Source organism: Allobosea sp. GW821-FHT10B12 (genome assembly GCF_059415545.1).
In genome coordinates this window covers 534,156-553,123 of record NZ_JBWKNL010000004.1, presented here as the reverse complement: position 1 = coordinate 553,123, position 18,968 = coordinate 534,156, and the positions used below count along the sequence as shown (strand labels likewise).

Sequence of the window (18,968 nt, the reverse complement as noted above, 5' to 3'; positions counted from 1 at the left end):
CTACTTCACCTGCATCGGCAATCCGGCAACCATGAAGACCACGCGCCCGGCCTGCGCCGCAAGGCGTTGATGCAGGCGGCCGGCCTCGTCACGGAAGCGCCGCGCGAGCGCATTGTCCGGCACGATACCGAGCCCGACCTCGTTCGAGACCAGCACCACCGGCGCGCTCGCCTCGCGGCAGGCGGCGACGAGCTCGCCGGTCGCGATCGCGATGTCACGCTCGGCGAGCAGCAGATTGGTCAGCCAGAGCGTCAGGCAATCGACGAGGATCGGCTGCCCCGCCGGCGCGTTGCGAATCGCCTCGGGCAGCGCCACCGGGGCATCGACCGTCTGCCAGTCACGCGAGCGGCGGGCGCGATGCTCGGCGATGCGGGCGCGCATCTCGTCGTCATAGGCCTGGGCTGTCGCGATATAGGTCCAGGGCGCCGGCAGCGCCTCGATCAGCGCCTCGGCATGGCGGCTCTTGCCGGAACGGGCGCCACCGAGGACGAGTGTGAGCGGGGGACGGGTCATGACTGCCATTCGCTTTCAGATAGACGCGTGCATTGCACAGCACCGCGCCTGTGGCTAATGATCGTCGGTGACGGTGCCTCGACAACGAGGTGAAAAGGGAACGCGGTGAAAGGCCGCGGCTGCCCCCGCAACTGTAAGCGGCGCGTCCTGCGCCATCGGCCACTGGGTTTCCCCGGGAAGGCGGAGCAGGACACCGAGCCGTGAGCCAGGAGACCTGCCGTCATTCGATGTCGTCCAGCAGGCTGCCGGTGGGGTGGCCAAGGAGAACCAGATGAATACGGCTACCGTCACCAGCCAGGCCAGCGTTTCGGAGCGCGCGAAAGCCGTCGTCGCCGCGCTGATCCTCGGCTTCGTGCTGATCTACACCGTCGGCTTCGCCGCCTCGTCCACTGTCCACAACGCGGCGCACGACACCCGTCACGGCCTCGCCTTCCCCTGCCACTGAGGGGAAGCACATGGTCACGCGTGTTCTCACGGTCAGCATCCTGGCCGGGCTTCTGGCTGGGTTGCTGATCTCGGCGCTCCAGCACGTCACCACCACCCCGCTGATCCTCAAGGCCGAGACCTATGAGGCGGCGTTGCGGTCGCAGCCGGGGCCGATGCAGGCTGCCTTCTCGGGCGACGCCCAGATCATTCTCGCCCATAACGACCCGAAAGCCGGGGCGGACCATACCGGCGAGCATGAATGGAAGCCGCAGGACGGCTTGCAGCGCACCGCCTTCACCAGCCTGGTAACGATCGGTACCGCGATCGGCTTTGCCGCACTGCTCCTCGCCGGAATGATCGCCGCAAACGAACACATCGACCAGCGCCGGGCGCTCGCCTGGGCTATCTGCGGTTTCCTTGCCTTCGGTCTCGCTCCGGCAATGGGGCTGGCGCCTGAGTTGCCCGGCTCGGCCGCAGCCGAGCTGCAGCAGCGCCAGCTCTGGTGGCTGCTGACGGCGGTTGTCACGGCCGGCGCGCTCTTCGTCTTCCTGCGCGTCGAGGCCTCCTGGGCGCGGGCGCTCGCCGTGCTGGCGCTGCTGCTGCCGCACCTGATCGGCGCACCGCACCCGGCCGCGCCGGAAAGCAAGGTGCCGGCCGAAATCGCCGCCCATTTCGCCGCGCTCTCGCTCGCCATCCAGGCCGCGCTCTGGCTCGTCACCGGCTTTGTCGTCGGCGTGCTCTGGCCCTGGCTTGCTCGTCGTAGCGCCGCGACGGCTGCGGCCTGACGCCTCGCGCGGCCGGCGACGACCGCGCCAGAACAAGGAGGCGTTTTTGATGTTCGAAGGCGATCTCGCCCTCGCGACTGATGCCCGGCTGAAGCCGGGCTGTACCATCCATGTCTGCACCGTCTGCCGGCGCCAGCGCGAGGATCTCCCGGAAGGCTACGACCAGCCGGGCATCGGCCTCGCGGCGCTGCTCGACGAACGCCTGGCCGGCAGTGGCATCGCCGTCGTCCCGGTCGAATGCCTCTCCGTCTGTAAGCGACCCTGCACGATCGCGCTCGCGGCCGAGGGCAAATGGACCTATCTGATCGGCGATCTCGACGCCGATCTTCATCTCGACGAGATCGTCAGCGGGGCGGAGAAATTCGCTGCCAGCGCCAACGGCATCGTTCCCTGGAAAGAAAGACCCGTCTCGTTCCGCAAGGGCGTGGTCGCGCGCGTGCCTCCGCTGCCGCGCCAGCAAGGATCAGATCAATGAACGCTCCGCAGAATGCCACCCTCGGCAAGGTGCCGTGCACGATCATCACCGGCTTCCTCGGCGCCGGTAAGACCACCCTCGTCCGTCATCTGCTCGAGAACGCCGGCGGCAAGCGCCTCGCCGTGCTCGTCAACGAGTTCGGCGATCTCGGCTTCGACGGCTCCTTCATCGCCGGCTGCGGCATCGAGGGCTGCACGCAGGAAGACATCGTTGAACTGCCCAACGGCTGCATCTGCTGCACCGTCGCCGATGATTTCGTGCCGGCACTGGAAAAGCTGCTGGACCGCCCCAATCCGCCTGAGCACATCCTGATCGAGACCTCGGGCCTTGCCTTGCCGAAGCCGCTGGTCAAGGCTTTCAACTGGCCGGCGATCCGCAGCCGAGTCACCGTCGACGGCGTGATCGCCGTTGTCGACGGGCCGGCGGTGGCCGAGGGCCAGTTCGCCGATGATCCCGAGGCGCTGAAGGCACAGGCCGCGCAGGACCAGGCGGTCGACCACGACAATCCGCTGGAGGAGGTATTCGAGGACCAGATCCTCTGTGCCGACCTGATCCTGCTCAACAAGAGCGACCTCGTCGACGCGGAAGGCCGCGAACGGGTCAAGGCCGAGATCGCCCAGCACCTGCCCAGGGCGATCAAGGTGGTCGAGACCGCCCATGGCAAGGTCGAGCCGGCGCTGATCATCGGTCTCGGCGCCGCCGCCGAGGCGGATCTTGCCGCCCGCCCCTCGCATCATGGCGAGGGCGAGGATCACGACCATGACGACTTCGACAGCGTCGCGCTGCCGCTGCCGCAGGCCGGCTCGCCGGAAGAGCTCGTCGCCCGCGTCGCCAGGGCGGCCGAGGCCGAGGGCGTGCTCCGCCTCAAGGGCTTCGCCGGCATTCCCGGCAAGCCGATGCGGCTCGTCGTGCAGGGCGTCGGCCGGCGCGTCGGCCATCATTACGACCGCGCCTGGGGCGCGGACGAGGCGCGCGATGGACGGCTCGTGGTGATCGGCCTCAAGGGCTTCGACCGCGCCGCAGTCGAGGCGGCGCTCGCCGGCTGATGCGATGCATCTTCTCCCGACCAGCGAGGTGAGGCTCGACGACGGCGAAGACGCCGTCGACCTCGCTCTGCCGCCGGGAGACCTCGTCGTCCTCTCCTTCAGCGACAGCGATCTTTCAGCACTGGCGGCGGCTGCACCCAGTAGCGGGCTCGACCTTCGCCTGGTGCCGCTCAGGCGCTTCAAGCACCCGCTTTCGATCGACCTGCTGATCGAGAAGACGCTCGCCGGCTCGCGCTTCGTGCTGCTGCGCTGCCTCGGCGGGCTCGATTATCTGCGCTACGGCGTCGAGCAGATCGCCAGCGCCTGCCGGCAGCACGGTGTCGCATTGGCGGTTTTGCCGGGTGATGACCGGGCGGACGAGCGGCTCGCCGGCTATGGCACCGTGCCGCCGGAGCTCGCGGCAAACCTGCTTGGCTATTTCCATGCGGGTGGCGGCGCCGAGAACATGCGGCGGCTGCTCGGTCGGGTGGATGGCTATCTCGCGGCACTGCCCTCATCCGACCCGGTTGCGCCGGGCCACCTTCTCCCCCAAGGGGAGAAGGAAGGCACGATACTGACAGCCCCCTTCTCCTCTCGGGGGAGAAGGTCCCGGCAGGGGGATGAGGGCCCGCGCGACCTTACCCCCGTCCCGCTCCCCACCCTCTTCGCCCTGGGGCCCAAGGCCACGCCTCTGCCCTGGCGCGAGGCGATCGCAGCCCTCTCGGTCGACAGCCCGCTCGTCCCGGTCCTCGTCTACCGATCCGGCGTCGCCGCCGGCGACACGGCCATGGTCGAGGCAATCTCCACGGCTCTCGGAGCCCGCGGTCTCAGCCCCCTTCCGCTCGCCCTGACCAGCCTCAAGGAGGCGGGCGTCGCCAACGAGCTCGCCGCCCTGATCGCCACCCGCAAGCCGGCGCTGATCGTCACCACCACCGCCTTTTCCGCCCGCGACGGCGCTGATTTCGTCCTGGACGCCGCCGATTGCCCGATCCTGCAGGCTGTGCCGGTCGGCAGCGCGCGAGAGGCATGGGAGGCGTCGCCGCGCGGGCTCTCCGCCGCCGACCTCGCCATGCAGGCGGCGCTGCCGGAATTCGACGGAAGGCTCGGCGCCATCCCCGTCGCCTTCAAGGAGGAGACCACCGATCCGGCGACCGGCCTGACGCTGCGGCGGCTCGCACCAGACTCCGACGGCGTCGCAGCGCTCGCCGACCTCGCGGCGAACTGGATCGCGCTCGGCCGCAAGCCGCGCATTGAGCGCCGCCTTGTGCTGGTGATGTCCGACTATCCCGCCCGCGGCGGTCGCGCCGGCTTCGCGGTCGGGCTCGATACACCGGCCAGCGCGCTGGCGATCCGGGAATTGCTGGGCGAGGCGGGATATGATGTCGGCCTAGCTCCGTCCGATACCGCCAACGCGGACGGCGCAGGTCTCATGCAGGCCCTCACCGAAGACTCCGCCGACTTCGCCGTCCCGCTCTCCAGTTTCCACGCTTGGCTCGCCACCATCCCGGCGGCTGCGCGCGATGCCCTGCTCGCCAGCCACGGCCAACCCGAAGCCGACCCCGCCTGCGAGGGCGGAGCCTTCCGTTTCCGGCTCGTCCGCTTCGGTAAGCTCGCCATCGCGCTGCAACCGCCGCGCGATGGCTCGCCCGACCGCAAGGCACGCTATCACGGTCCCGATGCGCCGCCGGGACACGCCTATCTCGCCTTCTATCTCGGCCTGCGCGAAACCTTCCGCGTCGATGCGCTGATCCATCTCGGCACGCATGGCACCACCGAATGGCTCCCCGGCAAGGCGGTGGCGCTCTCGGCGGCCTGCTGGCCGCGGCTCGCGACCGGCGCGCTGCCGGTGATCTATCCTTATGTCGTCGACGATCCCGGCGAGGCGGCGCCGGCCAAGCGACGGCTCTCGGCGCTGACGCTCGGCCATCTGCCGCCGCCGCTGGCGACACATGAAACCGCCGGCGAGGCGGCGCTGCTGCGCGATCTCGTCGAGGAGTATTCACAGGCGCAGGTGCTCGATCCGCGCCGGGCCGAACTGGTCGCGCGCGAGATCCTCGACCGGGCCGAGCGCACCGGCCTTGCCGCGGCAAGCGGCGTCACGCCGGATCAGGACATGGCGAGTGCGCTCGCGGCGCTCGACGCCCATCTCTGCGACCTCGCCGAGACCGCCTTCCGCGACGGGCTCCATGTGTTCGGCTCCTCCGGGGCCGATCCCATCTCCGCCGAGAACGAACGCCGCAACCTGCTGAAGGCGCTCGATGCCAGCTTCGTGCCGCCCGGCCCGGCCGGCGCGCCGCATCGCGGCCGGCCTGACGTGCTGCCGAGCGGGCGCAACCTCTCGACGCTCGACCCGCGCGCCTTACCGACCCGCTCGGCCGCAAAGCTTGGCGCCAGGGCGGCGCAGGCGATCATCGCCCGTCATCTCCAGGACGAGGGCGACTATCCGCGCCGGATCGTGATGGATCTCTGGGCTTCGCCGACTTTGCGCTCGGGCGGCGAGGACATCGCCCATGCCCTGCACCTGATGGGCGTCGAACCGCTCTGGGACCATGGCTCGACCCGCGTCACCGGCTTCTCGATTATCCCGCAGGCGAAGCTGCCCGCGCCGCGCGCCGACGTCACCATCCGCATCTCCGGCGCCTTCCGCGACACGTTTCCGGCGCAGATCGCCCTGCTCGACGGCGCCGCGCGCGCCGTCGCCGCGCTCGATGAACCCGACGAGTGGAACGAGCCGGCGGCCGCCCACCGCCGCGGCGAGGCGGGCGCCCGCATCTTCGGCGCCGCGCCCGGCCGCTATGGCGCCGCCATGGCCGACCGGGCGCTCGACGGCGACTGGCAGGCGCGCGCCGAATTGGGCGAGGCCTATCTCGCCGCGACCAGCCACGCCTATGGCGGGCCGGATGGTGCAGCCGCGCCCGACGCCGGTTTCGCCCATCGCGTCGCAGAGGCGCAGGCCTTCGTCCATGTCAGCGACACCGCCGGCCGTGACATCATTGAGGCGACCAGCGCCGCCGACGTGATCGGCGGCTTCGTCGCAGCCATGCAGGTACAAGGCGGCAAGGCCGCGCTCTACAGCCTCGACACCTCCGATCCGCAGAAGCCGAAGGCGCGCACGCTGGCCCAGGACCTCTCGCGCATCGTCCACGGCCGGCTCTGCCATCCCCGCTGGATCGCGAGCCATCTCGCCCATGGCTGGCGCGGCGCGGCCGAATTGGCCGAGGCGGTCGATGCGCTCTTCGTCTATGCGGCGAGCACCGACGCGGTCTCCGACGGCCTCTTCGATGCGGTCTTCCAGGCCTATTGCGGCGATCCCACCATCTGGCAGGCGCTGGAGCGGGCGAATGCGCCGGCAGCCGCCTCGATCCGCTCGCGTCTCACCGAGGCGCAGGAGCGCGGTCTCTGGAAGAGCCGCTCAAACTCGGCGGCGATGCTTTCAGGCCGGGAGGCGGCGGAATGAACGCCCCGGCCCGCGAGACGATGCGCCGCGGCTGGTGCCCCGGCACCTTGCGGCCGATGCTGACCGGCGATGGCCTGCTGGTGCGCCTGCATCCGCCGCGCAATGCGCTGACGCCGGATCAGCTCGCTTACATCGCCGAATTGGCGAGCCGGCACGGCAACGGCCAGATCGAGATCTCCGGCCGCGGCAATCTGCAACTGCGCGGCATTCGCGAGGAGGCGCATCCGGTGCTGGTCGACGATCTGCTCGAAGCAGGTCTCGTCAACGAGGCCGAGGGCGATGGCCCGAACCGGCTGGTGCTGACCTCGCCACTCGCCGGAAGGGCTGCGGACGAGCTGATCGACGCTGCCGCGCTGGCGGAAGCAGTCGAGCGCGCCGGGCGCGCTATTACCGGCCTGCCGGCGAAATTCTCGATCGCGGTGGATGGCGGCAGCGCGCTGGCACTCGATGGCTTCGCCGCCGATCTCAGGCTGCGCGCCGTCGCGGCCGAGGCTGTCGCGTTCGCCCTGGCGGGCGATCTCTGGTTCGGGCCGGTTGCGCAGGATGACGTGCCTGCGCTCGTAGCCCAATTGCTCAGCGGCTTCGCAGCCGCGAGCCATCGAAGCTCCGGACAAATCCGTCGGATGCGCGATCTCGATTCGCCCGCGCTGACGGCGCTCGCCGCCGCTTGCGAGCTGATGCCGATGGCAGCGCCCGCAGCCCGACCCAAGCCCATTTTCGTTGGCCTCGTAGCCCAACGAGATAACAGGGTCGCCGTGCTGGCCGGATTGCCCTTCGGCCGGACCGATGCCGCGGGCTTGCGCCGGCTAGGTGAACTCGCTCGCGATACGAGCGTCCGCGAGATCGGGCTCTCGCCCTGGCGTGGTCTCGCCTTCTGTGGCCTTCCAGCTGACGTGGCGGCTCCACTGCGCGAGGTGCTGCGGAACGAAGGCCTAATCGTCGAGGCCAGCGATCCACGCCTAGCGGTTTCGGCCTGTACCGGAGCGCCGGCCTGCGCGCGCGGTGAGGTGCCGGCCCTGGCCGACGCAACAGTGCTGGCGGATACGATCGCACCGCTGCTGACGGACGGGGCTTCGCTGCACGTCTCCGGCTGCGGCAAATCCTGTGCTCATCCAGGCCGCGCCGATCTCACTCTGGTCGGCCACGACGGGCGCTATGACGTGATCCTTGACGGAGCCGCCGGTGACGCCCCCATCGCTCATCTTTCGCTCGGGGAACTTGTGCGCCGGCTCGAACCGGGTCAGGACATCCGCGCGCATCTGGAAGCGGCGCGCCGCTAGAAGCAGGTTGGAAGTTGAACACGCGTCACGCCTATATCCGCGACGGAGCCGCGATCTATCAGCGCTCCTTCGCCATCATCCGGGCCGAATCCGATCTGTCGCGCTTTTCCGGCGCGGCCGAGCGCGTGGTCGTCAGGATGATCCATGCCTGCGGCATGACCGACCTGCCCAGGGACGTGGCGATGTCGCCGGATTTCGCCGCGGCAGCCGAGGCGGCGCTGGCGAAGGGTGCTCCCATTCTCTGCGACGCCCGCATGGTCGCCGACGGCGTCACTCGCGCGCGCCTGCCGGCGAAGAACGAGGTGATCTGCACGCTTCCCGAGCCTTCAGTGCCGAAGCTGGCGGAGGAGATGGGCACGACGCGTTCGGCCGCGGCGATGGAGCTCTGGCGCCCGCATCTCGCAGGCTCCGTCGTCGTCATCGGCAACGCGCCGACCTCGCTGTTCCGCCTGCTCGACATGCTCGACGAGGGCGCTCCGAAGCCGGCCGCGGTGATCGGCATCCCCGTCGGCTTCGTCGGCGCGGCGGAATCGAAGGAGGCGCTGGCGCAGGATGGGCGCGTGCCCTTCCTCGTCGTTCACGGCCGGCGCGGCGGTTCGGCCATGGCGGCGGCAGCCGTCAACGCACTGGCGCAGGTGCAGGAATGAGCGGCGTGAGCGATCAGGCGCCCCGCACTCTGCTCTACGGTGTCGGCCTCGGCCCCGGCGATCCCGACTACATGACCGTGCGTGCCCGCGACATCATCCTGAAGGCCGACCGCCTGGTGCACTTCTGCAAGCGCGGCCGGCGCGGCAATGCCCGTGTCACCGCCGACGCCATCATCGTGCCCGATGCCACCCGCGAGATCGAGCTCGCCTTCCCGGTGACGACCGAGGTGCCGGTCGAGGACGAGGGCTATACCGGTCCGATCGCCGCCTTCTATGACGAGGCCGCCGAGCGGCTCGCCGGCGAGATGGTGGCCGGCCGCAGCGTCGCCGTGCTTTGCGACGGCGACCCGTTCTTCTACGGCTCCTTCATGCATTTGTGGCGCCGCCTCGCCCATCGCTTCCCGACCGAGGTGGTGCCGGGTGTGACCGGCATGGCCGGCGCCTGGGCCCGCGCCGACGCCCCGATCAGCTGGGGCGACGATGTGATGACCGTGGTGCCGGGCACGCTCGCCGAGGGCGAGCTGACGCGCCGCCTCGCCGACACCGACGCGGCCGTGATCATGAAGCTCGGCCGCAATTTGCCCAAGGTGCGCCGCGCACTGAAGGCGGCCGGGCTGATCAACCGCGCCATCTATGTCGAGCGCGCCACCATGGCCGGACAGGTGGTGACCCGCCTCGCCGAGAAGCCCGACGATGACGCGCCCTATTTCTCGATGATCCTCGTCCCCGGCGAAGGGCGGCGGCTGTGACCCGCTCGCTCGCCATCATCGGCCTCGGGCCCGGCGAGGCGCGCTACCTCACGCCCTCGGCGCTGGCGGCGCTGGAGGCAGCCAGCGATCTCGTCGGCTATGGCCCCTATCTCGACCGCGTGCCGGCGCGCGCCGGCCAGACCAAGCACGCATCGGACAACCGCGTCGAGGTCGAGCGCGCCCGCCACGCGCTGACGCTGGCAGCGGAAGGCAAGGCGGTGGCGGTCGTGTCCGGCGGCGACCCCGGCGTCTTCGCGATGGCGGCGGCAGTGTTCGAGGCGCTGGAAGCGGGCGAGCCGGACTGGCGCAAGCTCCAGATCACGGTCGAGCCGGGGATCACCGCCATGCTGGCGGCGGCGGCGAAGGCCGGTGCGCCGCTCGGCGGCGATTTCTGCGCGATCTCGCTCTCCGACAATCTCAAGCCCTGGGAGGTCGTCACCTCCAGGCTCACCGCAGCGTTGTCAGCCGATTTCGTGATCTCGCTCTACAACCCGATCTCGAAGGCGCGGCCCTGGCAGCTCGGCAAGGCGCTCGAGCTGGCGGCGACGATCCGCACCCCCGAAACGCCGGTGATCTTCGCCCGCGCTGTCGGGCGGGCCGACGAATCCCTGCGCATCCTGACGCTCGCCGAGGCGGTCCCGGCGGCCGAGAGCGCCGACATGGCGACTTTGGTGATGATCGGTGCCAGCGCGACGCGGCTGATCGCCCGCGAGGGTGAAAACCCGATCGTCTATACGCCGCGCTCGGTGACGAAGAGCCCTTGCGCCACCAGCCAGGGCAGGACCTGATCGATATGCTCGACGGTCTCGACCTCAGGCTTGGGCGGCCGCTCGACCATGATCACCGGCAAGGAGAGCCGGCGCGCCGCGACGAGCTTGCCGAGCGTCATCGGCCCGCCGGCATTCTTGCTGACCAGGACCTCGGTGCCCTCCTCGCGCATCAGCTTCTCCTCGGCATCCGCCTCGAACGGCCCGCGCTGCTGCAGCACCCTGGCGTGCGGCAGCGGCAGGTCGTTCACGGGCTCGATCACGCGGATCAGATAACGGTGTTGCGGAGCGGCGAAGAAGTGGGGCAATTCGAGCCGGCCGATGGTCAGGAAGACCCGGCGCGGCTCGTCGCCGAGCGCCTCGACGGCGGCATCGATGTCGGGCACGCTCCTCCAGCGATCGCGAGCCTGCGGTTTCCAGGATTCGCGCCTGATCGCCAGCAGCGGCACGCCTTCCGCCTTGCATGCCGCCTCGGCGTGATAAGGCATGATCGCAGCGAAGGGATGGGTCGCGTCGATGACCGCGACGACGCCCTCCTCGACGAGATATTGCCTGAGGCCGGCAATGCCGCCAAAGCCACCGGTGCGGGTCGGCAAGGACAGAGGGCGCGGGTCGGAGGTATGGCCTGCGAGCGAGATCACGGCGCGAATCTCGGGTGCCTGTTCAGCCAGGAGCTGATCGAGTGCAGCCGCTTCGCTGGTGCCGCCGAGGATGAGGACCGTCATGGAACAGTTTTCGCCTGAAACGACCAAACTGTCGAGCACGCCGCCCGGACCCTGGCTTTCGCTGGTCGGCCTCGGGGAGGATGGCCGCGCCGGCCTCTGCGCCGAGGCAGTGGCCGCCCTGGAGGGCGCCGAGATCGTCTTTGGCGGCGAGCGCCACCTCAAATTGATCGGCGATGTCCCCGGCGAGGCCCGGCCCTGGCCGCAGCCTTTCCGCAATGCGCTGCCGGCGATCCTGGCTGAGAAGGGCCGCGCCGTCTGCGTGCTCGCGACCAGCGATCCGTTCCATTACGGCATCGGCGCCGGGCTGACCAAGGCGGTGCCGGCGGCGGAGATGCGCGTCATCCCGCAGCTCTCCTCCTTCTCCATGGCCTGCACGCGCATGCGTTGGCCGCAGGAGGAATGCGGGCTGGTCTCGCTGCATGGCCGTGCCCTTCAGAGGATCATCCCTTTTCTCCAGCCGGGCGCGCGGGTTCTAGCCCTGTCCTGGGATGATTCGACACCGCTTTCTGTCGCCCAATTGATGAGCGCGCGCGGCTTCGGCGAGAGTTCGATCACCGTGCTGGAATCGCTCGGCGGCCCGAACGAGCGCATCCGTCAGGCCCGCGCCGACAGCTTCGCGCTCGACGGCATCGTGCCGCTCAACATGCTGGCGATCGAGGTGGTCGCCAGCCGCGACGCCCGCATCCTGCCGCTGGCGACCGGACTCTCCGACGACTGGTTCGAGCATGACGGCCAGCTCACCAAGGCCGATATCCGCGCGATAACGCTGTCGGCGCTGGCGCCGCGCGCCGGCGAACTGCTCTGGGATGTCGGCGCCGGCTCGGGCTCGATCGGCATCGAATGGAGCCTGCGCCACCGCCACAACCGCGCCATTGCCTTCGAGGAACGACCGGAGCGCGCCGCCCGCATCGCCCGCAACCGGCTGGCGCTCGGCGCCCCGCCGCTCGAGGTGGTCGAAGGCAAGGCGCCCGAGAGCTTCGCCGGCAAGGCCTCGCCGGACGCGGTGTTCATCGGTGGTGGGCTGACCGACCCCGGCGTATTCGAAACCGCCTTCGCGGCACTGAAGCCGCGCGGGCGGCTGGTGGCGAACGCCGTGACGATTGAGGGCGAAGCCAGGCTCGCCGGGCTGTTCTCGGTCCATGGCGGGAACCTGCGCCGCATCGGCGTCTCGCATCTCGACCCGATCGGGGCGATGCATGGCTGGCGCGCCGCGATGGCGGTGACGCAATGGCGGGTGGTGAAGCCGTGAGCGGCATCACCGCCGGCATCGGCCTGCGCCCCGGAACCTCTGAAGCCGATATCGAGGCCTGCCTGGCGCAGACACTTGCCGCGGCCGGCGTGCCAGCGGAAGCGATCAAGCGTCTCGCCACTCTGGCCTCGCGCCGGGACGAGCCCGGTCTGACCGCCGTGGCACAGGCGTACGACCTCACGCTCGTCGTCATCCCCGACGAAGCGCTCGCCGGCTTCGAGGCCGCTTGCGCCACGCGCTCAACCCGGATCTCCGGGCTCTATGGCGTCGGCTCGGTGGCGGAAGCGGCGGCACTGGCTGCCGCGGGACCGGGCGCCACCCTGATCCAGCCGCGCATCGCCACCGCGCGCGTCACCTGTGCCCTTGCCCGGAGCGCCGCGTGACCGTCCATTTCATCGGCGCCGGCCCCGGCGCAATCGACCTCATCACCCTGCGCGGGCGCGAATTGATCGGCGCCTGTCCGGTTTGCCTTTATGCGGGCTCGCTGATCCCCAACGCGATGCTCGGCTGGTGCCCGACGGGCGCACGGATCGTCGATACCGCTCCGCTCGACCTCGACGCCATCATCGCCGAGATCCAGGCCGCCCATGCCGAAGGCAAGGACGTCGCGCGGCTGCATTCCGGCGACATCTCGATCTGGAGCGCGACCGGCGAGCAGATGCGCCGGCTCGATCAGCTCGGCATCCCCTATGAGATCACGCCCGGCGTGCCGGCCTTCGCCGCTGCCGCTGCCGCGCTCAAACGGGAACTAACGCTGCCCGGCGTCGCGCAATCGTTGGTGCTGACGCGTACCTCCGGCCGCGCCTCGGCCATGCCGGACAAGGAAAAGCTCGCGACCTTCGCGGCATCCGGAGCGACGCTCGCCATCCATCTTTCCATCCATGTGATCGAGCAGGTGGTGGACGAACTCGTGCCATTCTACGGCGCGGATTGCCCGGTCGCGATCGTCTTCCGCGCCTCCTGGCCTGAGGAGCGCATCCTGCGCGGGCGACTGTCCGACATCGCCGAAAAGGTGCGGGCGGCCGAACTGGAGCGGACGGCGCTGATCCTGGTCGGCCCGGCGCTGGCAAGCGCCGACTTCGGCGAAAGCGCTCTCTATTCGACCGGCTATGACCGCCGCTTCCGGCCGCGCGGAGGCCAGGCATGACCGCCAGAGGCCTGCTCATCGCGGCACCGCGCTCCGGCTCGGGCAAGACAACGATCACGCTCGGCCTGCAGCGGGCGCTCACCCGCCGCGGCCTCAAGGTGCGCGGGCTGAAATGTGGACCTGATTATATCGACCCGGCCTTCCACGCCGCCGCGACCGGCGCGCCGAGCGCCAATCTCGACAGCTATGCGATGCCGGACGCGCTGCTCGGCCAGATCGCCGGCGAAGCGGCGAAGGACAGCGACATCGTCCTTGCCGAGGGCTCGATGGGGCTGTTCGACGGCGTGCCGGGCCCTGACGGGCATACCGGCACCGGCGCCGACATCGCGGCGCTGCTGGGCTGGCCTGTGGTGCTCGTCATCGACGTCTCCGGGCAGGCACAATCGGCCGGCGCAGTGGCGCTCGGTTGCATGACCTATGACAAGCGCATCCGCGTCGCCGGGGTGATCCTCAACAAGGTCGCCAGCGAGCGCCATCGCCGATTGGCGGCAGCCGGCATGGAAAGAATCGGCCTGCCCGTGTTCGGCGCGCTGCCGCGCGAGGCGAGCCTGATCCTGCCTGAGCGCCATCTCGGCCTCGTCCAGGCCGGCGAGACCGAGGATCTGCATCAACGCCTCGATGCGCTTGCCGACGCCGTCGCGGCCGCAGTCGATCTCGACGCGGTCGTCGCTGCCGCTGGCGCGGCCATTTTGCCGGCTTCCGGCCAGCAGATGCTGCCGCTGCCTGCGCCCGGCAGGCGCCTCGCCATCGCCCGCGACGCCGCCTTCAGCTTCGTCTACCCGCATGTTGAGATGGGCTGGCGCTCGCAAGGAACCGAGCTCGTGCCGTTCTCGCCGCTCGCCGACGAGCCGCCACCGGAGAGCTGCGACGCCTGCTGGTTGCCGGGCGGCTACCCCGAACTGCACGCCGGGCGGCTCGCCGTCGCCTCGCGCTTTCTCGACGGGCTGCACGATTTCGCCCGGACCCGCCCGGTCCATGGTGAGTGCGGCGGCTATATGGTGCTAGGCAAAAGCCTGATCGATGCCGATGGCGTCAGCCATGCCATGGCCGGACTGCTCTCGGTCGAGACCAGCTTCGCCAAGCGCAAGATGAATCTCGGCTATCGCAATGCGGTGCTGGCCACCGATGGGCCGCTCGGCCCCGTCGGAGCGTCACTCAGCGGGCACGAGTTCCACTATGCGACGGTGATCTCGCAAGGCGAGGATCCACCCTTCGCCACGGTCACAGATCCGCACGGCTCGGCTCCGGCGCCCGCCGGCAGCCGCCGCGGCCTGACTTCCGGCTCCTTCTTCCATGCCATCGCGGTCCGGGAGGAGGCGTGACCGCGCCGCCCGCCTTCGACGACGGCTTTCGCGACAAGCTCAGCGAGCTGATCGCCTGGCGCCGCGATGTCAGGCGTTTTCGCCGCGAGCCGGTGCCGGAACAGCTGCTGACGAAGCTGCTCGATCAGGTTCAGCTCTCGCCCTCGGTCGGCCATTCGCAGCCCTGGCGCTGGCTGAGGGTGGACGACCCCAGTCAGCGCGCCGCTGTGCAGGGGAGCTTTTCCCGCTGCAATACCGAAGCGTTCACGGACTACGCAGACGAGCGGGCAGCGCTCTATGCCCGCCTCAAGCTCGAGGGCCTGCGCGAGGCACCGGTGCAGTTCGCGGTGTTCTGCGACCACGGCACGTCGCAGGGCCATGGCCTCGGCCGACGGACCATGCCGGAGATGCTGGATTATTCGGTCGTCGCGGCGATCACGCAGTTCTGGCTCGCCGCCCGTGCCCATGACCTCGGCCTCGGCTGGGTCTCGATCCTCGACCCCACCGAGATCGCGGCCATCTTCGCCGCGCCGCCGGAGTGGAAGCTGATCGGTTATCTCTGCCTCGGCTATCCCGAAGAGGAGCACGAGGTGCCCGAGCTCGTCCGCGCCGGCTGGGAGAGCGATCCGCGGCTCACCGAGCCCAGCTAAGCGGCTCGCGCACCGCGCAGCCCGAGCGCCGTCAGGATCGCGAGCACGGCAGCCCCGCCCACCAGCCCGGCCGCTGAAGACCAGCCCAATGCCTCGATGACGCCGCCGATGGCGACGGGCCCGACGACCTGGCCCAGATTGCTGCCCTGCATCAGCAAGCCGATGACGACAGGCGTCAGCGCAGCCGCAGGCGCCAGCACCGGTGCCGACGACAGCAGCGTCGCAGGGATGATCCCGCCCACCATCGAGAACACCACACAAAGCAGGAAGGTCGCGGAATTCGGCAAGAGGCCGAGGAAGATGCCGAGTGCAGACGAACCCATCACCAGGCTGGCGAAGACGATCAGGCCGATGCGCGAGACACCGCGCGCCAGCAGCATGCCAGCAGCGAGGTTGCCGATGATGTTGACGGCGCTCGCGAGCGCACTGAGCACGCCTGCAGTCGCGAGCGAGACCTGCATGCGCTGCATCAGCAGCACCGGCAGGAAGCTGAACAGAGCGAAGAACATCAGCGCATAGAGCGCGAAGGTGAGCGCCAGCAGCAGCGGGCCGCGCGCGCTGAGCACTGCGCCGGCATCGCGCGCCAGCCTGGCCCAGGATGGCGGTGCGCGCCCGTCGATCCTCGATACGGTCAGCATGGTCAGCACGATCGCGACGACCGCGAGAGCGCCGGTGACCTGCCAGATCATGCGCCAGTCGGTGAGCCAGAGCCCGGCCAACATGGCGAGCGCGATGCCGGTCGGCATGAAACAGCTCCATAGCGCTATGGCGATGTCGCGGTGCGCCGGGCTGGCGGCGCGCTGGAGGATGGCTGGGCCGGCGATGGTGATAAGCAGGAAGCCGAGGCCCTCGACGACGCGTGAGGCGAGCAGCATCGGGAAGCGCGGCGCCGCCGCGCCGAGGAAGGCGCCGACAGCGACCGCCGACAGCCCAAGCAGGAGGACGCGCCGCGCGCCGAGGCCGATCGCAAGCGTACCGACCGGGATGCCGCCGACCATGCCGAGTACGGCGAAGATCGAGGCGAGCCAGCCGAGCGTGCCGAGGTCCAGTCCGAACTCGGCCTGGACCAGCGGCATCGCGATCGCCGCCTTGCCAACCTGCAGCGCCGCGACGATGCCGCCGGCGACGACGACCGCGACGGCGAGCCAGTCGGTCCTGGCCGCCGGCATTGCAGCGGCCGTCGTCATGGGCGCGATCTCGCGACGCTGATCTCTGCGGAATGATCGGCCATGCTCTGTTCCTTGGGTGGCGCTACGGCGTCGCCCGGAGATGTGGTTTCCAGTCGATCTCGAAAAGTGAGATAATTGGCATCGAGTCGATCAAGGAAATCGATCATGCTCGATGCACTCACGCTCGACCAGATGCGGATATTCGTCAGCGTCGCCGAGGCCGGCAGCTTCCGCTCGGCGGCGACGCGGCTCTCGCGGGCACAGTCCGCCATTAGCCACGCCATCGCCAATCTTGAGGCGCAACTCGGCCTTTCGCTGTTCGACCGGTCCGGCCATCGCCCGGCCCTGACGGCGGAAGGGCGAGCGCTGCTCGCCGACATCAAGGAGGTGCTGCTGCGCGTCGGCGCGCTGAAGGCCCGCGCGCATGGTCTCAGCAAGGGCGTCGAGATCGAGCTGTCCCTGACGATCGACGTGCTCTTCCCGTTTCCGCTAATCGGCGCGGCTCTCGCCGGCCTGCGCGAGCGCTACCCGTCGGTTTCGATCCGGCTGGCCATCGAGCCATTGGGCGGGCCGATCGCAGCCTTGCTGGAGCGGCGCAGCGCCCTCGCCATCACCGTCGGCGAGAATTTTCGCGATCCGCGCATCGCGATCGAGGCGCTGACGAGTATCGAGGCGATCGCGGTCGTCGCGGCAACCCACCCGCTCGCCCAGGCTGGCGATGGGCGCCTACTGACGCGCTCCGAGCTCGCCCAGCATCTCCAGATCGTGCAGATCGACCCGACGCCGATCTCGGGTGCGCAAGATTTCAACGTGCTCTCGCCGCAGACCTGCCGCGTCACCGGGCAGGACACCAAGCATGCGATGATCCTGGCCGGGCTCGGCTGGGGCCGGCTGCCGAACTGGCTGATCGAACGCGACCTTGCCGAGGGAAGGCTGGTCCGGGTCGCGACCAAGGCGCTCGGCCGAAACGCGCAATTGCCGGCCGAAGCCTATCTCGCCCACCGCCTCGACGAGGCGATGGGCCCGGCTGCGCGCGCCTTTGCGGAGGCGCTAGCGCGGCTCTGCGAGGTCAGAGCGCGACCTTGAACGGCGCTTCCGTCTTCGCCTTGATCTCGTCGAGGGCGACGCCCTCGGCGAGCTCGATCAGCGTCATGCCGCCGCCATTCTCGTCGATCGCGAACACGCCGAGATCGGTGATCACCATGTCGACGACGCCGGCGCCGGTCAGGGGCAGATCGCAGGCCTTGAGCAGCTTCGGCGATTCCGAACCGTCCTTGTTCTTGGCGACGTGCTCCATCACCACGACGACCTTCTTGACGCCGGCGACGAGGTCCATGGCGCCGCCCATGCCCTTGACCATCTTGCCGGGGATCATCCAGTTGGCGAGGTCGCCGTTCTCCGCCACCTGCATGGCACCGAGGATGGAGAGGTCGATATGGCCGCCGCGGATCATGCCGAAGGAGTCGGAGGATGAGAAATAGCTCGTCGTCGGCAATTCCGTGATGGTCTGCTTGCCGGCATTAATCAGGTCGGGGTCCTCCTCGCCCTCATAGGGGAAGGGGCCCATGCCCAGCATGCCGTTCTCTGACTGGAGCTGCACGCTCATGCCGTCGGGAATGTAGTTCGAGACGAGCGTCGGGATGCCGATGCCGAGATTGACGTAGAAGCCGTCCTTCAGCTCCTTGGCGGCGCGAGCGGCGATCTGTTCACGGGTCCAGGCCATGTGCTGATCTCCTCTCAGGCCGTTTCGCGCTTGCGCACGGTGCGCTGCTCGATGCGCTTCACCGGATTGGCGACATGCACGATGCGCTTCACGAAGATGCCGGGGGTGTGCATGTGATCGGGATCGATCTCGCCGGCCGGGACGAGATGCTCGACCTGGGCGATCGTCATGCGCGAGGCGCTCGCCATCATCGGATTGAAGTTGCGCGCCGTCTTCCGGTAGACGAGGTTGCCCTCGGTATCGCCCTTCCAGGCGTGGACGATCGAGATGTCGGCGAAGAGGCCGCGCTCCATGATGTAGCGCTCGCCGTCGAATTCGCGCTCTTCCTTGCCCTCTGCGATCAGCGTACCGACGCCGGTCTTGGTGAAGAAGGCCGGGATGCCGGCGCCGCCGGCGCGGATGCGCTCGGCGAGGGTACCCTGCGGGTTGAATTCGAGCTCGAGCTGGCCGGAGAGGTACTGCTCGGCGAAGAGTTTGTTCTCGCCGACATAGGAACTGATCATCTTCCTGATCTGCTTGGTCTCGAGCAGGATGCCGAGGCCGGCGCCGTCAACGCCGGCATTGTTGGAGATGAAGGTCAGGTTCCTGGCGCCGGAGTCGCGGATCGCCTCGATCAGGGTGTCGGGAATGCCGCAGAGGCCGAAACCACCGGCCATGATGGTCATGCCATCCTTGACGACGCCGGCGAGCGCCGCCTTGGCGTCAGGAAAAACCTTCTTCATCGGGATGCCTTCGTCGCTGGATGGGAGGGCTTAAAAACAACTAGCCGAGCCCATGGTGCAGTTGCAACATGCGCCGCTGACGCGCCCTTCGTGTGACTATGCGCAGTCACGGGCCTCCAACGGCGAGACATGACAGCCCGGCCCGGGCGATGCTACCA

Annotated in this window: 20 protein-coding genes and 1 riboswitch; of the genes, 15 read left to right on the top strand and 5 right to left on the bottom strand. The window is 69.3% G+C overall.

Annotated features, from left to right (window positions below):
- Positions 1 to 513, bottom strand: a complete 513-nt coding sequence (cobU, locus tag AC07O0_RS17285) for a bifunctional adenosylcobinamide kinase/adenosylcobinamide-phosphate guanylyltransferase (protein WP_494624916.1) — start codon at positions 511 to 513, stop codon at positions 1 to 3.
- A gap of 55 nt (positions 514 to 568) precedes the next feature.
- Positions 569 to 749: riboswitch (cobalamin riboswitch) on the top strand.
- Between the two features lie 35 nt (positions 750 to 784).
- Here cobU and AC07O0_RS17280 point away from each other — a divergent pair.
- The 9 genes from AC07O0_RS17280 to cobJ are packed head-to-tail and all read left to right on the top strand — an operon-like array spanning position 785 to position 10,145.
- A complete protein-coding gene (locus AC07O0_RS17280) occupies positions 785 to 958 on the top strand; it encodes a CbtB domain-containing protein (protein WP_494624915.1) in 174 nt (57 codons plus the stop codon).
- Between the two features lie 10 nt (positions 959 to 968).
- On the top strand, positions 969 to 1,724 hold the full coding sequence (locus tag AC07O0_RS17275; RefSeq protein WP_494624914.1) for a CbtA family protein: 756 nt from the start codon (positions 969 to 971) through the stop codon (positions 1,722 to 1,724).
- A 49-nt stretch (positions 1,725 to 1,773) separates the two neighbouring features.
- Positions 1,774 to 2,199 carry a DUF1636 family protein gene (locus tag AC07O0_RS17270; RefSeq protein WP_494624913.1) on the top strand — a complete coding sequence of 142 codons (426 nt, stop codon included), beginning with the start codon at positions 1,774 to 1,776 and terminating at the stop codon, positions 2,197 to 2,199.
- Positions 2,196 to 3,245: a cobalamin biosynthesis protein CobW gene (gene cobW / locus AC07O0_RS17265; protein ID WP_494624912.1), complete on the top strand. Its 1,050-nt coding sequence runs from the start codon at positions 2,196 to 2,198 to the stop codon at positions 3,243 to 3,245. Before AC07O0_RS17270 ends, cobW begins: the two co-directional genes overlap by 4 nt.
- Positions 3,246 to 3,249: 4 nt before the next feature.
- Entirely contained in the window at positions 3,250 to 6,681 is a 3,432-nt protein-coding gene (gene cobN, locus AC07O0_RS17260; protein WP_494624911.1) for a cobaltochelatase subunit CobN, read from the top strand.
- On the top strand, positions 6,678 to 7,961 hold the full coding sequence (gene cobG / locus AC07O0_RS17255) for a precorrin-3B synthase (protein ID WP_494624910.1): 1,284 nt from the start codon (positions 6,678 to 6,680) through the stop codon (positions 7,959 to 7,961). Before cobN ends, cobG begins: the two co-directional genes overlap by 4 nt.
- A gap of 14 nt (positions 7,962 to 7,975) precedes the next feature.
- Positions 7,976 to 8,608: a precorrin-8X methylmutase gene (locus AC07O0_RS17250; RefSeq protein ID WP_494624909.1), complete on the top strand. Its 633-nt coding sequence runs from the start codon at positions 7,976 to 7,978 to the stop codon at positions 8,606 to 8,608.
- A 5-nt stretch (positions 8,609 to 8,613) separates the two neighbouring features.
- Positions 8,614 to 9,357, top strand: coding sequence for a precorrin-2 C(20)-methyltransferase (locus tag AC07O0_RS17245; RefSeq protein WP_494624908.1), 744 nt, complete (start codon positions 8,614 to 8,616; stop codon positions 9,355 to 9,357).
- Entirely contained in the window at positions 9,354 to 10,145 is a 792-nt protein-coding gene (cobJ, locus tag AC07O0_RS17240) for a precorrin-3B C(17)-methyltransferase (RefSeq protein ID WP_494624907.1), read from the top strand. The genes AC07O0_RS17245 and cobJ overlap by 4 nt, the downstream gene beginning before the upstream one ends.
- Here the strand turns inward: cobJ and AC07O0_RS17235 are convergent.
- Positions 10,088 to 10,849: a cobalt-precorrin-6A reductase gene (locus AC07O0_RS17235; protein ID WP_494624906.1), complete on the bottom strand. Its 762-nt coding sequence runs from the start codon at positions 10,847 to 10,849 to the stop codon at positions 10,088 to 10,090. The two genes, cobJ and AC07O0_RS17235, sit on opposite strands and share 58 nt — an antisense overlap.
- Here AC07O0_RS17235 and cbiE point away from each other — a divergent pair.
- The 5 genes from cbiE to bluB are packed head-to-tail and all read left to right on the top strand — an operon-like array spanning position 10,848 to position 15,196.
- A complete protein-coding gene (gene cbiE / locus AC07O0_RS17230) occupies positions 10,848 to 12,098 on the top strand; it encodes a precorrin-6y C5,15-methyltransferase (decarboxylating) subunit CbiE (RefSeq protein WP_494624905.1) in 1,251 nt (416 codons plus the stop codon). The genes AC07O0_RS17235 and cbiE overlap by 2 nt on opposite strands.
- On the top strand, positions 12,095 to 12,481 hold the full coding sequence (locus AC07O0_RS17225; RefSeq protein ID WP_494624904.1) for a cobalamin biosynthesis protein: 387 nt from the start codon (positions 12,095 to 12,097) through the stop codon (positions 12,479 to 12,481). Before cbiE ends, AC07O0_RS17225 begins: the two co-directional genes overlap by 4 nt.
- On the top strand, positions 12,478 to 13,245 hold the full coding sequence (cobM, locus tag AC07O0_RS17220; RefSeq protein WP_494624903.1) for a precorrin-4 C(11)-methyltransferase: 768 nt from the start codon (positions 12,478 to 12,480) through the stop codon (positions 13,243 to 13,245). The genes AC07O0_RS17225 and cobM overlap by 4 nt, the downstream gene beginning before the upstream one ends.
- Positions 13,242 to 14,567 (top strand): cobyrinic acid a,c-diamide synthase CobB, encoded by a 1,326-nt coding sequence (locus AC07O0_RS17215; RefSeq protein WP_494624902.1) that lies wholly within the window; start codon positions 13,242 to 13,244, stop codon positions 14,565 to 14,567. The genes cobM and AC07O0_RS17215 overlap by 4 nt, the downstream gene beginning before the upstream one ends.
- On the top strand, positions 14,564 to 15,196 hold the full coding sequence (gene bluB / locus AC07O0_RS17210) for a 5,6-dimethylbenzimidazole synthase (protein WP_494624901.1): 633 nt from the start codon (positions 14,564 to 14,566) through the stop codon (positions 15,194 to 15,196). Before AC07O0_RS17215 ends, bluB begins: the two co-directional genes overlap by 4 nt.
- Here the strand turns inward: bluB and AC07O0_RS17205 are convergent.
- A complete protein-coding gene (locus tag AC07O0_RS17205; RefSeq protein ID WP_494624900.1) occupies positions 15,193 to 16,383 on the bottom strand; it encodes an MFS transporter in 1,191 nt (396 codons plus the stop codon). The two genes, bluB and AC07O0_RS17205, sit on opposite strands and share 4 nt — an antisense overlap.
- A 147-nt stretch (positions 16,384 to 16,530) precedes the next feature.
- Between AC07O0_RS17205 and AC07O0_RS17200 the strand changes: the two genes are divergently transcribed.
- A complete protein-coding gene (locus AC07O0_RS17200) occupies positions 16,531 to 17,451 on the top strand; it encodes a LysR family transcriptional regulator (RefSeq protein ID WP_494624899.1) in 921 nt (306 codons plus the stop codon).
- Here AC07O0_RS17200 and AC07O0_RS17195 read toward each other — a convergent pair.
- Positions 17,435 to 18,088, bottom strand: coding sequence for a 3-oxoacid CoA-transferase subunit B (locus AC07O0_RS17195; protein ID WP_494624898.1), 654 nt, complete (start codon positions 18,086 to 18,088; stop codon positions 17,435 to 17,437). The two genes, AC07O0_RS17200 and AC07O0_RS17195, sit on opposite strands and share 17 nt — an antisense overlap.
- 14 nt (positions 18,089 to 18,102) lie before the next feature.
- Positions 18,103 to 18,810 carry a CoA transferase subunit A gene (locus AC07O0_RS17190; protein ID WP_346364340.1) on the bottom strand — a complete coding sequence of 236 codons (708 nt, stop codon included), beginning with the start codon at positions 18,808 to 18,810 and terminating at the stop codon, positions 18,103 to 18,105.
- Positions 18,811 to 18,968 lie beyond the last annotated feature (158 nt).

Excerpts from the sequence above, each read along its gene's own strand:
- cobU (WP_494624916.1), bottom strand. The coding sequence starts at position 513 with ATGACCCGTCCCCCGCTCACACTCGTCCTCGGTGGCGCCCGTTCCGGC.
- AC07O0_RS17205 (WP_494624900.1), bottom strand. The coding sequence starts at position 16,383 with ATGACGACGGCCGCTGCAATGCCGGCGGCCAGGACCGACTGGCTCGCC.
- cobG (WP_494624910.1), top strand. The coding sequence starts at position 6,678 with ATGAACGCCCCGGCCCGCGAGACGATGCGCCGCGGCTGGTGCCCCGGC.
- cbiE (WP_494624905.1), top strand. The coding sequence starts at position 10,848 with ATGGAACAGTTTTCGCCTGAAACGACCAAACTGTCGAGCACGCCGCCC.
- AC07O0_RS17200 (WP_494624899.1), top strand. The coding sequence starts at position 16,531 with ATGCTCGATGCACTCACGCTCGACCAGATGCGGATATTCGTCAGCGTC.
- cobN (WP_494624911.1), top strand. The coding sequence starts at position 3,250 with ATGCATCTTCTCCCGACCAGCGAGGTGAGGCTCGACGACGGCGAAGAC.
- AC07O0_RS17280 (WP_494624915.1), top strand. The coding sequence starts at position 785 with ATGAATACGGCTACCGTCACCAGCCAGGCCAGCGTTTCGGAGCGCGCG.
- AC07O0_RS17215 (WP_494624902.1), top strand. The coding sequence starts at position 13,242 with ATGACCGCCAGAGGCCTGCTCATCGCGGCACCGCGCTCCGGCTCGGGC.
- AC07O0_RS17235 (WP_494624906.1), bottom strand. The coding sequence starts at position 10,849 with ATGACGGTCCTCATCCTCGGCGGCACCAGCGAAGCGGCTGCACTCGAT.
- AC07O0_RS17190 (WP_346364340.1), bottom strand. The coding sequence starts at position 18,810 with ATGAAGAAGGTTTTTCCTGACGCCAAGGCGGCGCTCGCCGGCGTCGTC.
- AC07O0_RS17270 (WP_494624913.1), top strand. The coding sequence starts at position 1,774 with ATGTTCGAAGGCGATCTCGCCCTCGCGACTGATGCCCGGCTGAAGCCG.
- cobW (WP_494624912.1), top strand. The coding sequence starts at position 2,196 with ATGAACGCTCCGCAGAATGCCACCCTCGGCAAGGTGCCGTGCACGATC.
- AC07O0_RS17195 (WP_494624898.1), bottom strand. The coding sequence starts at position 18,088 with ATGGCCTGGACCCGTGAACAGATCGCCGCTCGCGCCGCCAAGGAGCTG.
- AC07O0_RS17275 (WP_494624914.1), top strand. The coding sequence starts at position 969 with ATGGTCACGCGTGTTCTCACGGTCAGCATCCTGGCCGGGCTTCTGGCT.